The organism is Streptomyces sporangiiformans (assembly GCF_005768555.2).
Classification (GTDB): Bacteria; Actinomycetota; Actinomycetes; order Streptomycetales; family Streptomycetaceae; genus Streptomyces; species Streptomyces sporangiiformans.
Window position 1 is genome coordinate 14,807 of the sequence record NZ_VCHX02000324.1, and the last position, 14,283, is coordinate 29,089.

Genomic DNA, 14,283 nt, shown 5'->3' on the forward strand with positions numbered 1-14,283 from the left:
CAGGTCACGTCACCGGGCCACCGCCAGGCAGTAGTTCTCGTCGTTGGCCAGCAGGTTCCGGTGGGTGTCCTCGGCGGTGATGACGCCGTCGTCCAGGACGAGGACACGGTCGGCGGCGTCCAGGAGGGCCGGGCTGCTGGTGATCACGACGGTGGTCCGGCCCCGGCGCAGCTTCGCGACGTTGCGCGCGATGAGCTGCTCCGTGACCGCGTCGACGGCCGTCGTCGGGTCGTGCAGGACGAGGACGTCGGTGTCGGCGGCCAAGGCGCGGGCCAGGGACAGCCGTTGGCGCTGCCCCCCGGAGAGGTTCGCGCCGCGGTCGCGGACGCCGTAGTCGAGTCCTTCGCGGTGGAGGGCGACGACATCGGTCAGCATGGACGCCTCGACGGCCTCGGGGACCGTCCGGCTGGTGCCCGAGGGGTCGATGTTCGTGCGGAGGCTGCCCGCGAAGATCTCCCCGTCGTACGGGTTCACCAGTATGTGCTCGCGGACCGCCTCGACGGACAGGTCCGCGATCTCCTGCCCGCTGACCCGCACCACTCCGTCATACGCGTCGGGCGGGACGTTCACGGCCAGGATCGACGCGAGGTCGGCCGCCGCGCGCGGCTGGTACACGGCGATCGCCACGAACTCGCCGGCGGACACCTGGAACTTGAGCTCGCTCAGGGACCCGTACCGGACGCAGTCGATCTCGAGGTCTCCGCCCGCGGCCGGGCGCTCCGGCCCCGGGGCTGTCACCGGCGGCGCGGTCAGCACCAGCGCCATCCGCTCGGCCGAAGCACGCGCGATCATCACGTACTTCGGCATCTCCGAGAACAGCTTGAGCGGTTCCATGATGAACTGCGCCAGCCCCACGGCCATGACGAGATCCCCGATGGTGATCCGGCCGTCGAACGCCAGCCAGCCCGCCGTCAGGGTCACAGCGGCGGCGAGGATCGCGTTGAGAGCCAGCGCGGTACCCGCGTACACGCCGTTCACCTTGGCGACGGTGATCGCCTGGTGCTTCGCCTCCGTGCTGACCTTCCGGTAGGACCGGAACGCCGCGTGGTTGCCGCCGAAGCCGTGCAGCGGGCGCAGGCCGATGATCAGGTCGGCGACCTTCGCGCCCGCCCGCGCCACCCTGGCCTGCTGTTCCTGGGTACTTGAGCCGATCCGCCTGGACATCACGCTCAGGATCGACAGGATCGCGACCGTTCCCACGATCACCAGCAGGCCGAGCCGGATGTCGGCCAGGCCCAGCGCGACCGCCGCGACCAGCACCGCGACCAGCGAGCTGATCAGCAGCGGCACCACCTCGATGATGTCGGCGGTCTGGTCGGCGTCCTCGGTGGCGATGGTCAGCACCTCGCCGGACTTGAGGTCGACGTCCCTCGCCACCGGCTGGAGGCCACAGGCGGCGACCTTCACCCGCCAGCGGTGCGCCTCGGTCGTGTTGGCCTTCTGCAGGATGCGCATCCCGAACCGCCACGACAGCGACACGGTCGTGATGATCACGGCCAGGGCGGCGATCGACAGGCCGAGCGCGCCGAGGCTCCGGTCCCGCATCGTGTGTTCGACGATCATGCCGAGCGCGATGGGGAAGGCGGTCTCACCCGCCTGGTACAGGCCCATGAGGACGGTGCCCCAGGCCATGGCGCCGATGTTGCGGCGCAGTGCGGTCCGGAGGATGTCGGACCCCGGGCGGGGCCGCTGCGTGTCAGGAGTTGTCATCGAGGTGGCGGGCAATCGCTTCCGGGGTTCGCAGGGTGAACAGATCGCGGATCGTGATCACAGGACCGTACTCTCGGCGGAGCAGCCCGATCAGCCGCACCGCCAGCATGGAGTGCCCTCCGAGGGACACGAAGTCGCTCACCGCGCTCACCTCGTCATCGTCCAGGTCCAGTGCCTCGGCGAAGAACTCACACACTACGGTCTCGGTCTCGGTCGCAGGTCCCCGCTCCCCCGCCGTGGTCAGCGCGCCGAGCGGCTTGGCTTCCGGCAACGCCTTGGTGTCAGCCTTCCCGTTCACCGTCAGCGGGATGCTGTCGACCTGGGCGTAGTGCGTCGGACGCAGGAAGTCCGGCAGCCCGGCGCCCACTTCGGCGGCGACCGCCGCCAGGTCGGCGCCGTCCAGTACGAGGTAGGCGGCCAGCCGGTACGCTCCGTCGACCTGCGGGTCGCGCTGGGCGACCGCGGCGACGAAGCGCACCGCTGGGTGGGCCCCGAACGCGGCCTCGACTTCGCCCAGTTCGACCCGGTGACCCCGGATCTTGACCTGCTGGTCGGTGCGGCCCAGGTACATCAGGTTCCCGTCGGGCCGCCGGATCACCAGGTCCCCGGTGCGGTACATGCGCTCGCCGGGTTCACCGAACGGGCAGGCGACGAAGCGGTGCGCGGTCTGGGCGGGCTGCCCGAGATAGCCGCGCGCGATGCCGATGCCCGACACGTACAGCTCACCGGGAACTCCGTCCGGCAGGGGCCGCAGCCACGGATCCAGCACGTACACATCGGTGTTGTCGATCGCCACTCCCACCACCGGGTCCTGGCACTCGAAGGTGCCGACGCCGAGGGTGTTGATGGTGTACTCGGTGGGTCCGTACAGGTTGTAGCCGACCGTCCCCTCGGTGTCCGCGAGCCGCTGCCACAGCGTCGGGGTGACGGCCTCGCCGCCCAGCAGCACCAGCGCCGGCCGCCGTGCCGGGTTGTCCAACAGCCCCTCGGCGACCAGTTGTTGAGCGTAGGTCGGGGTCACGTTGATGACGTCGATGCCGTGTTCGAGGCAGTACTCGACCAACCGGGGCGCGTCACGCCGAAGTTCCTCGTCGCAGATGTGCACCTCGTGCCCGTCGGCGAGCCACAGCAGCTCCTCCCACGACATGTCGAACGCGAACGACACGGTGTGCGCGATCCGGAAGACCCGGTGGCCGTGCTCCGCCAGCACCGGCTCGAAGATCCGGCGCTGATGGTTGATCAGCATGTTGGTGAGCCCGGCGTACTCGGTCACCACGCCCTTGGGCTTGCCGGTCGATCCGGAGGTGTAGATGGTGTACGCGGGGTGCCGCAGGCGGTCCGGGTCGTCCGGCGCGAACGTCAGATACGGCTCGGCGTCGGGCAGGGGGCGGTCCAGCTCGATCAGGTCATTCAGGTCGATCAGGTCGCCGGTCAGCCGGGGCGACACGGCGCTCACGGTGAGGATCACGTCCGGGCGGGCGTCCGCGACGATCGCGGCGATCCGCTCGTCCGGGTGGTCCAACTCCAGCGGCACGTAAGCGGCGCCGACCCGCAGCACGGCGAACAGCGCCACGATCGAGTCGAGGGAGCGCGGGACGGCGAGACCCACGGTCGTCTCGGGGCCGATGCCGCGCCCGGCGAGCACACCGGCCACCGCGCGGCTGCGGTCCCGGAGCTCCGCGAAGGTCATGGTCGAGCCGTGGGCGACGAGCGCGACCCGCTGCGGGTCGCGGTCCGCCGCCTGGTCGAACCGGTCGACGACGGTGTCCGTGCCGACGTCCGTGCGTTCGGCGGGCTCGGGCTCCGGCCCCAGGCCCCGCAGTGCGCCGACCGGCCCGGTCGACCGGGCCAGGTCTTCGAGCACGTGCAGGTAGTCGTCGAGGAGACGACGGGCGTTCTCGGTGTCGCCGTCGCGGTGCTCCAGCTTGACCGTGAGCCGGTCGCCGGGCGTGACGACCCACGTGAACGGATAGTGAGTGGAGTCGTCGGCCTTCACCGAGGTGATGCCGTGCCTGGAGTTCATCTCGGCGAACGCGTCCATGTCCAGGAAGTTCTGGAGCACGAACAGGTTGTCGAAGAGGGTGTCGTGGCCACTGGCCCGCTGGATCTCGCCGAGCCCCAGGTGCTCGTGCTCCATCGCCTCGACCCGGGCCGCCTGCACGGCCGACAGGTAGTCGCGGACCGTGTCGTCCGGCCGTGCCCGCGTCCACAGGGGCACGGTGTTGAGCAGTACGCCGACGATGTCGGACAGCCCCTCGCCCTCACGGCCTGAGACGGTCACGCCGAACACGGCGTCGCTGCGGCCCGTGTGGGCGCCGAGGAGGAGGCCGAACGCGCCGGTCAGTACGGAGTTCAGCGTGACGCCGTGCGTCCTGGCCGCGTCCCTCAGCAGGTCCGACTGTTCGGCGGACAGCGTGTGCACGAGCGCGCTCGGCAGGTCGTCCGAGAAGGACGGCGCCGGTCCGGCGAGCAGCGTCGGGCCGGGGAGGCCGGCCAGGTGCTCCGCCCAGAAGCGCTCCGATACGGCTGAGTCCTTGGCGTCGAGCGCCCGGGCGTAGTCCTCGAAGCCCGGGGTGGCCGGGACCGCGTCGAGCGGCTCGCCCGCGACGACGGCCTGGTAGGCGTCGAACAGGTCCCGCAGCATGATCTCGCGGGACCAGCCGTCCCACAGCAGCAGGTGGTAGCTCAGCAGCAGGCCGTCGCGGTCGTCGGGGAGACGTACGACGGTCATCCGGATCAGCGGCGGCTCACCAGGGTCGAATCCCGTGTCGCGGTCACGGGCGCGCAGGGCTTCCACTTCTGCGTCCGTCGACAGCTGGACCGTACGGACGTCGACCCGTCGGCCCGCCTTGAGGACCTGGACCGGGTTTCCGTCGTCGTCGGTGCTGAAGCCGGCGCCCACGACCGGGTGCCGGGCGATCACGTACGCCATCGCCTCGGCCAGCGCGTCGGTGTCCAGGCGCCGGTCGAAGGTGAACCAGTTCTGCGCGACGTAGTGCCCGGCCGAGCCCGCCATCTGGGCCTGGAAGAACAGGCCCCTCTGGAGGGGGGTGACCGGTGCCGTGCGCTCGGCCGTCGCGGAGGTGTCCGCGATGCTTTCCAGTGCGCTGTGCCAGTGCTCGGTGATCTCGTCGGGGATGCCCTCGGCGAGGGTGAAGACCGCGTGCAGGCTTCCGGTGGTCTCGTCGATCCACGCGTTGACCTCGACGGCGTACGGGCTGCCCTGATCCCCGCCGGTGAGGTGCACCGCCTGGGACTCGCTGCCCCGGCCGAGGTAGTTGAACAGCACCTGCGGGCGGGCGTTCAGCAGCGGGGCCGTCTGCGGGTTGAGGTATTTGAGCTGCCCGTACGCGACGTGTGCGCGCTCGTCCGGCTGGCGTTCGGCGATCTCGTGCGCCGCGGCGACGGGGTCGGTGTGCGCCGTGAGCCGTACGGGCGCGATGGAGGTGAACCAGCCGACCGTACGGGTGTAGTCGTGGTGTTCGAGGACCGGGACCCGGCCGTGCCGCTCCAGTTCGATCGCGAGATCGGTGGGCGACGGCTGGATGCGGGTCAGCGCGGTGCGCAGCGCGCCGCTCAGCAACTCGGTGAGGCCGACACCGAGTGCGGCGGGCGCGGTACGCGTCACGCGGTCGCTCACCTCGGGCGTGAGTACGACCGTGGTCTCGCGCAGCCGTAGTCCTTCTGCCGTGGGCAGCAGCGCGGGTGCCTGGAGCGTGGTGATCCAGTGCCCGAGGTCGTCGATCGCCTCGGCGGACTGCAGCGTCAGTGCTTCGGCGTACTCGGCGTACGACGTGGTCGGCGCCGCCAGGGTGTCCCCGCGCAGGGCGGTGGCCAGGTCGTCCAGCAGGACCAGCCAGGACACCGAGTCGACGGCGAGGTGGTGCACGGTGACCGCGAGGGTCCGGCTCGCCTCCAGCCACGAGAACGCGATGACGTCGCCGGACTCGGGGTCGAGCCGTCCGGCGGCCTCGTTCGCCGCCGCTGTCGCATCGGTCGTTTCCGGTCGTACGACGGTGACCTCGCGGGCGGGTTCGGTGCGCAGGGCCCACACCCCGTGCTCGACGCGCAGCCGCAGCCGGAGGGCCGGGTGCGCGGCCACCACGGCGTTCGCGGCGCGCTCGACGTCGGCGAACGCGGTGCCCTCGGGGGCGACCAGCGTCCTGGCCTGGGCGAACCGGGCGAGCGATCCGCCCAGTTCGCGCTGGCGCAGGATGATCGGGGTCGGCGTCAGCGGGCCGTCCTCGCGGCGGGCGGGCGCGGACGACGCCTCTGCCTGCGGGGCACGCGTCCCCAGGTTCTCGGCGAGCGCGCGCGGGGTCCTGAACAGGAACACGTCCCGTGGCGCGATCGGCAGGCCGAGCGCCCTGGCCCGGTTGATCACGGTGATGGCGACGATGCTGTCGCCTCCGGCGCGGAAGAAGTCGGTGTCGGCGTCCACGGCGGAGCCGGGCAAGGTTTCGGTGAAGATGTCGACGAGCGCAGGCAGTGCGGCCACAGCAGCGTCTTCGTCCGCGAGTGCGTCGTGGCTGGTCGCGCAGCTCTCCGCGCCCCTTCGGGCGCGCTCGACCAGCGCCTTCCGGTCCAGCTTGCCATTGACCGTCAACGGCAGCGCGTCGACCGACAGCACCCGGCCCGGCACCATGTGCACGGGCAACTTCGTGGACAGCGACTCGACGAAGTCACCCGGCACCCGGCCCACGACGTGCGCGACCAGGTGGTCGCCGCTGTCCGCCACGGTGACGGCCACGTCGACCACGCCGTCGAGTTCCCTGATCGCGGACTCCACCTCGCCCAACTCGATCCGGAAGCCCTTGAGTTGGACCTGGTCGTCGGCCCGGCCGGTGAACTCCAGCTCGCCGTCGAGCGTACGGCGGGCGAGGTCGCCCGTGTGGTACATGCGGGAGCCGTCGCCCGCGAACGGGTTCGCCACGAACCGGCCCGCGGTGAGCCCCGGCCTGCCCAGGTAGCCGAGCGACACCTGGTCGCCGGCGACGTAGATGGCGCCCACCCGGCCCGGAGGCACCGGCCGGAGCCGGTCGTCCAGCAGATAGGTGACCAGACCGGGAATCGGGCCGCCGATCGGACTGACGTCGTCGCCGAGACGGAAGTCCTCGTCGGTCAGCACCCGGTGGGTGACGTGGACGGTGGTCTCGGTGATGCCGTACATGTTGACCAGCTCGGGCGAACCGGTGCCGTGCCGCTCGACCCAGCCGCGCAGCCGACCGAGATCCAGCGCCTCGCCTCCGAAGATGATCCGGCGCAGCGCGGGCAGCGGCTCCCCGGCATGCCGGTCGGCCTCGATGAACTGGTAGAACGCCGACGGGGTCTGGTTGAGCACGGTCACTGAGCGCTCGCGGACCAGCCGGTGGAAGTCGACCGGGGAGCGGGTCAGCCCGTACTCCGGCACCAGCAGCTCACCGCCGTACGCCAGCGCGCCCCACAGCTCCCAGACCGCGAAGTCGAAGGAGAAGGAGTGGAACTGGACCCACACGTCGTGCGGGCCGAAGTCCATGTCGGGCTGGGTGTTGGCGAGCAGCGTCACCACGCTGGAGTGCGGGACGACGACGCCCTTGGGTCTGCCGGTCGATCCGGACGTGTAGATCACGTACGCGGGGTTGTGCCAGCCGAACTCCGGCCCGGGCTCGGTGGTGGCAGGCGACTGCCCTTCGCCCTGCGGCAGCTCGTCCCCCTGTACGAGCACACGGGCAGGCACGCCCGCCCGGGCCAGCAGCTGCGTGAAGCGGTCCCGCTGCTCACGGTCCACGAGGACGACTTGCGGAGCGGCGTCGGCGAGGATGTACTCCAGCCGTTCGTCCGGGTACGCCAGGTCCAGCGGTACGTACGCTCCGCCGGCGCTGACGATCGCGACCAGGGCGACGACCTGTTCGAGGGAGCGCGGGACGGCGACGGCGACCCGCTTGCCCGGCCCGACACCGGCCGCGCGCAGAGCTGAGGCCAACTCGTCCTTGGTGTCCGCCAGTTCGCCGTAGGTCAGTGACCTGCTACGGCCGTCGAGACCGCACTGGGTGACGGCGGTGGCGGCCGGGTCGCGGTGCGCGGCGGCGTCGAACAGTCCGCCCAAGGTCGTCGGGGTGATCGGCGCGGGACGCCGGGCGCCGCCGGTGTCCTCGCGCGCCAGGTCGTCGACCAGGGCGTCCGGCCGGGTGAGCAGACCGGTGAGGGTCTGGGTGAACGTGCGCAGGATGTCCTGCGCGCTCGTCTCCCGCAGCAGTTCGCCGTCGTAGATCAGGTTGAAGCGGGGACGGCCGTCGAGTGCGCGCTCCACCACCAGCGTCAACGGGTAGTGCGGGGCGCCCTCGTTCACGATGTCGGTGATGACCAGCGTGTCGCCGGGCCGCCGCAGACCGTCCACATCGGTGGCGACGTCGAACACCACCAGGGTGTCGAACAGGGAGCCGGCGCCGGCCTGGCGGCCGATCCTCGCCAGCGAGACATGCTGGTGCGGCAGCACGACGCTCTGGTGTTCCCGCACCGAGGCGAGCAGGTCCCGCACCGTGGTGGTACCGGCCCAACGGGCGTGTACGGGGATCGTGTTGATGAACAGACCCACCATGTCCTCGATGCCGGGCACCTCCGCGTCACGCCCGGACACCGTGGAACCGAACACCACGTCCCTGCCGTGCAGGAGGGAGCCCAGCGTCACCGCCCAGGCGCTGTGCACGGCCACGCTCAGCGGCACGCCGGCCGACCGGACGGCCGCGTCGACGTCGTCCTCCGGCTCCACGGCGGTGTCGGCGAACCGGTCGGACGGGGTGTGCCCTTCGGCTACCAGCGAGGGGCCGGGCAGCTCGGCGAGCTCATCGCGCCATACGCGATCGCTCTCGTCGTCGTCGCGTCCGGCGAGCCAGCTCACGTAGTCGGGGAAGCCGCCGAGCGGGTACACGGTCCCCGGCGCGTGGTACTCGGCCAGCAGCGCGCGGAGCATCGGCGGCACCGACCAGCCGTCGGCGATGATGTGGTGCACGGTCTGCACCAGGACGTTCCGTCCGGAGCCGGCGCGGATGAGCGTGTACCGCATCAGCGGGCCGGTGGCCAGGTCGAACCCGGCGCGACGGTCCCGCTCGGCGTGGTCGCGGATCTCGTCGTCGGTGATGCCGGGGCGGTCCAGCGTGGTGAAGGGCGCCTCCGTGCCGCTCTCCAGCACGGAGACCACACGGCCGTCGGCGAGGGCCACGAACCGCGCGGCCAGGTTCGGATACAGCGTGAGCAGGCGGGTGGCCGCCGCCGCGAGCCGGTCGGCGTCCACTTCGCCGTCCAGCGTGAGCAGTTGCTGCTCGACGTAAGCGCCCGCCGAGTCGTCGTCGAAGACGGAGTGGAAGTACAGGCCCTCCTGCAACGGGGTCAACGGCAGGATGTCCCGCAGTGCCGGGCCGTCCAGGACGTCGACATCGGCCTGCGCGAGCGGCACCAGGCCGAAGTCGCTGGGAGAGTGGCCGCCCTGGTCGAGCGCGGCCAGTCCGGCCAGGGCGCCCCGGAAGTACTCGCCGAGCGTCGCGATGTCGTCGTCGGTGAACATCCCGTCGGGCCAGGAGATGGTGGTGACCAGTTCGTACTCGCCGGTCGAGGCGGGTTCGGCGATCGCGTTGAACTCCAGGGCGCGCGGCAGGCGCATGTTCGGGTCGCGCTTCTCGCCCAACTGCCCCGTGGTGCCCGCGAGTTGCCAGTCGCTGGACGAGCCCGCGTCGAAGCGGCCGAGGTAGTTGAACAGCACCTGCGGTGCGGGCGCGTCGAACTCGGTGTGGGTCAGGTACCGCAGGGCACCGTAGGAGACGCCGTTGTCCGGCACCCGGGCGAGGTCCTCCTTGACCGCCTTCAGCGCGGCGGCCAGGTACTCGGGCGCCGTGAGATCGGCCGCCGCGCCCGGGTCCACGGTCACCGGGAACAGGGTGGTGAACCAGCCCACGGTCCGCGACAGCTCGGGCTCGAAGCCGGCTGTACCCGCCACGAACTGCCCTTCGCGGCCGTGGCCTTCGAGTTCGATGTGCGCGAACGTCTGGTCCTGGCCGAGGTCGCGGCGCCACCGGGCGAGGGCGACGGCGAGCCCGGTCAACAGGACGTCGTTGACGCCCGCGTGGAACTTCGCGGGGATCTCGCCCAGCAGCGCGGCCGTGGCCTCGGGGCCGACCGAGACGGTCCGCAGTCGCTCCTTCTCGACGGTGTCGGCTGCGGACAGCGCGCGCCTGCCCACCGGTTGGTCGTCTCCCGGCCGGGGGCGCCAGTAGTAGGAACTGTCCGCGTCGAACGCGGCGCGCTCCAGCAGCTGCGTCCAGCGCCGGAACGACGTGCCCACCGGGGGCAGTTCGATCGGCGTACCCGAGGTGAACTGCCGCCACGCGGTGGCCAGATCGTCCATCAGGACCCGCCAGGACACGCCGTCGATCACCACGTGGTGGGCGACCAGGACCAGTTGCCGTGCCTCGCGGCGCCAGACGGCACGCAGCATCACGCCGCCCGTCGGGTCCAGCCCTTCGGTGGCGAGCGCGACGCACTCGTCGAGCGGTCGGTCGCTCTCCTGCCACCCCACGGCGGCCTGGTCCGCCTCGGGGATGTCGAAGCTCCAGCGGTCGCCGCGCACCAGCTTGGCGCGCAGCATGTCGTGCCGCCCGGCCACGGCGGCGAGGATCTCGTCGAGAGCGTCGGCGGTCAGGTCCGCCGGGGTGTTCAGTACGACCGACTGTACGAAGCCGTCGATCGCGTCGGTGGTCTCGCCGAGCCACTGCACGATGGGCGATCCCACGACGGAACCGGTCGCGACATCGCGGTGGTCCACCGTGGAGACGTCCTCACGGCTCGCCACCGCCGCCAGCGCCCCCACGGTGCTGTGGGTGAAGATCTGCCGTGCCGTGACGTAGAGACCCGCGTCGCGCAGCGCGCTCAGCAGCGAGATCGCCAGGATGCTGTCTCCGCCGAGCTGGAAGAAGTCCTGGTCGACACCGACCTCTTCGAGTCGCAGCACCGCCGCGACCGCCGCGCACACCGCGTGCTCGTTCTCGGTGGCGGGCTGGATGAGCGAGCCCGTCCCGATCGTGGGCTCGGGCAGCGCGTTCCGGTCGAGCTTGCCGTTCGCGGTGAGCGGGAACTCCGTCATCACGACGATGTGGGCGGGCACCATGTACTCCACCATGTGCTCGGCGGCCCACGCCTTGACCTCGTCCGCCCGCAGCTCCTCGCTCCCGGCGGCCGGGATCACGTATCCCACCAGGTAGGTGCCGCCCGCGGCGTTCTTCTTCGCGACGACGCAGGTGTGCCGTACCCCGGGGTGCTCCGCGAGACCGACCTCGACGTCCTCGATCTCCAGCCGCATACCGCGGATCTTGATCTGGTTGTCGGCCCGGCCGAGGAAGTCCAGCGACCCGTCCGGGGCGAACCGGGCGAGGTCACCGGTCCGGTACAGCCGGGACCCGTCGTCGGCGAAGGGGTTCGCGACGAACCGGGACGCCGTCAGGCCGGGCGCGTTGACGTATCCGCGCCCCAGCAGGAGCCCACCCACGTACAGTTCGCCGCCGACGCCGACCGGGACCGGGCGCAGCTCGTCGTCCAGCACGTACAGCTGGGTGTTGGGGTTGGCCTTGCCGATCGATGTCGACAGGCGTTCCGCCGCGCCCCGGTAGATGACGTGCGAGACACCGATCGTCGTCTCGGCCGGGCCGTAGCCGTGGTACATGGGGATGTCGAGCCGGGTGCGGAACCTCTCGTACAGCTCCGGGGTCAGCACCTCGCCGCCGCACCACACGTGCCGCAGGCTGTCGAGCCGCCCGGAGTCGCCGGCGATCTCCAGCAGCACGTCCAGCATGGACGACACCAGGTAGGTGAAGGTGACGCGCTGCTCGGCGATCACGCTCAGCAGGTGGTGCGGGTCGCGTTCACCGCCGGGCCGCAGGACCACCAGTCTGGCGCCGGACACCAGCGGCAGGAAGATCTCGTTGATGGAGATGTCGAAGGACAGCGGCGCCTTGAACAGCGACGCGTCGTCGTGGCCGAAGCCCAGGATCTCGTTGACCTGCCACAGCAGGCGCTCGCTGATCGCCTCGTGACGGATCATCGCGCCCTTGGGCCGCCCTGTCGAACCGGACGTGAAGATCACGTAGGCCAGGGCGTCGCCGAGGACGGTGACCCCGGTCCCCTCGGCGGGGTAGGAACCGAATTTCCAGTCGCCGAGGTCGACGGCCACGGCTTCCGGTTCGGCCGGGTCGTGCTCGCCGGAGTCGTTGAGCTGCACCACGACGCGGGCGTCCTCGATGACGACGGCTCGGCGCGCGGCGGGCCACTGCGGATCGAGCGGCACGAACGCGCATCCCGCCTGGAGCACGCCGAGCAGTCCGATCACCATCTCGGCGGAGCGGCCCAGTGAGATGCCGACGACCTGTTCGGCGGTGAGGCCGCGTTCGATCAGATGGTGGGCCAACTGGCTGGAGAGTTCGGCAGTCTGACGGTAGGTCAGCGACCGTTGCTCGTCGACGATGGCGACGGCGTCCGGCCTGGTCCGCGCCTGCTCGCGGAACATCTCCACGATGGTCGGGCGGACCCGGTCGGCCTCGGTGTCGTTCCACTCGGCGAGGGCTTCGAGCCTCGCGGCCACGCCGGCCGTGCTGATGGTGCCGATGGGCCGGTCCGGGAAGTCGGCCAGGTCGTCCAGCGCGAGCTGCGCGTCGGCCGGCTCGACCCCTTCCGGTACGGAGATGCTCCGGCCGTCGGCGCCGTCTGCGCCCTCCGCACCGACCTCCCAACCGCCGGGCCCGTCCCCGCCGTTGTCGACCCACCCGAGGACGTCGGCGAACAGAGTGCCGGGAGTGAGGTCGATGCCGTCGGGGCTGCGGCCCGTCGCCCAGTACGACAGACCGATGGCGCACGCCGCGGCGATGGTCCTGTCGGAATAGTCACCGGTCCGCCGGCGCACGTCGGCCAGGCGTGTGGGAGAAAGCAGTACGAGACGAGCGCTCGGTTCGATCATCGAAGACTCAGCGTCCCTTCCAAGTTATGAAAGTTAGCCTAACCTAAATTAGGGTTACCTAACTGCCTTCTCGCCAGGCCCGCCACAGTCGTGCGTACCGGCCGCCCAGAGCCACCAACTCCTCGTGCGTTCCCTGCTCCACCACGCGTCCCGCGTCCAGTACGGCGATCCGGTCCGCCGCCATCGCCTGGGTCAGCCGGTGTGCCACGAACAACGTGGTCCGGCCCGAGCACGCGGCCAGCACGGCCCGCTCCAGCTCGGCGGCACCCTCGCTGCCCGCCTCCGCGGTCGACTCGTCCAGCACCACCACCGGCGACTGGCCCAACACCAGCCGGGCCAGGGCGATCTGGGCGACCTTGGTGACGTCCAGGCGCTCGCCGCCCTCGCCGACCATGGTGTTCAGCCCGTCGGGCAGCGCGTCGACCCACCCGTCGGCGCCGACCGTGCGCAACGCGTCCATCAGCTCGGCGTCGGTCGCTTCCGGCGCGGCCAGCCGTAGATCGTCGGCGAGCGGACCGGAGAACACGTGCGTCTCCTGCGTCAGGATGCTCACCAAGGCCCGCGCCCCGGCCTCGTCCAGACCGGCGAGGTCGGTCGACCCGACGCGCACCGACCCGGCCTGCGGGGTCCCTATGCCCGCGATCAGCGCGGCCAGGGTCGTCTTGCCCGCGCCCGTCGCCCCCACCAGCGCGAGCGAACCACCGGCCGGGATCGTCAGGTTGACCTCTCTCAGGACCGGCTCCTCGGTGCCCGGATAACTGAACGTCAGCCCCTCCACCGTCACCGCGTACGGCGCGGCGTCCGGTGACGCGACGGCCGCGTCGCCCACCAGCCGGTCCTCCGCGGCCTCCCCCAGCACCCCGACCAGCCGGGTCAGGCTCGCGCCCGACTTCTGCGCCTCGTCGAAGGTGAACATGATGGCGCCCAGCGGGGTGAACAGCCGGTGGAACAGCAGCGGAGCCGCCGACACCTCGCCCAGAGTCGCGGCATCGGCCTCCAACAGGGCGTACCCCACCACGAGGATCAGGACCAACCCGATGAACTCGGCACGGTTCTCCCTGCCGACGAACCGGCCGAAGAACCGGAACACCTCGATGCCGAGATCGCGCACCCGCCACGACTCAGTGGTGACCTTCTCGCGGAAGGCGCCCTCGAGGCGGTACGCCCGGACCGTGTCGATCCCGTTCAGACCGCTGATCAACGCTTGCGCGCGGTCAGCCTGAGCCGCCCGCTGCTGCTGGTAGAGCGGGGCGGACCGGGGGAGATACCAGCGCAGGGCCAGCGCGTACGCGGGCAGCGCGCCGGCGCCCGCCAGGCCGAGCCGCCAGTCGAGGCCGAACATGCCGACCGTGGCGATGACGACCAGCACTCCCGCCGAGAACACCGTGGGGATGGCCGTGCGGATGCCCTTGGAGATGACGGCCACATCGTCACCGACCCGGGAGAGCACGTCCCCCCGGCCGACCTGCTCGATCCGTGCGCTCGGCATCCCGAGCACCGCCCGGACGGCCCCTTCGCGCAGCTGCGCGAGCAGGTCCGCGCCCAGCCGCCCGATCAGGTAGGTCGACACCGCGGTGGCCGCCGCGCCGAGCAGCGCG

The 14,283-nt window shown here is 71.2% G+C and carries 3 protein-coding genes; all 3 read right to left on the reverse strand.

Annotated features, from left to right (window positions below; all coding sequences use genetic code 11):
• Positions 1-9: 9 nt before the first annotated feature.
• Complete coding sequence (locus tag FGD71_RS40845) at positions 10-1,710, reverse strand: ABC transporter ATP-binding protein (protein ID WP_119105633.1); 1,701 nt, start codon at positions 1,708-1,710, stop codon at positions 10-12.
• Positions 1,697-12,685, reverse strand: coding sequence for a non-ribosomal peptide synthetase (locus tag FGD71_RS40850; RefSeq protein ID WP_119105631.1), 10,989 nt, complete (start codon positions 12,683-12,685; stop codon positions 1,697-1,699). Before FGD71_RS40850 ends, FGD71_RS40845 begins: the two co-directional genes overlap by 14 nt.
• A 58-nt stretch (positions 12,686-12,743) precedes the next feature.
• Positions 12,744-14,283, reverse strand: a 1,540-nt coding sequence (locus tag FGD71_RS40855; RefSeq protein ID WP_140936058.1) for an ABC transporter ATP-binding protein, incomplete at its 5' end; no start/stop codon positions are given.

Bases quoted from the DNA above. Each gene is read 5' to 3' on its own strand.
- FGD71_RS40845 (WP_119105633.1), bottom strand. From the start codon at position 1,710: ATGACAACTCCTGACACGCAGCGGCCCCGCCCGGGGTCCGACATCCTC.
- FGD71_RS40850 (WP_119105631.1), bottom strand. From the start codon at position 12,685: ATGATCGAACCGAGCGCTCGTCTCGTACTGCTTTCTCCCACACGCCTG.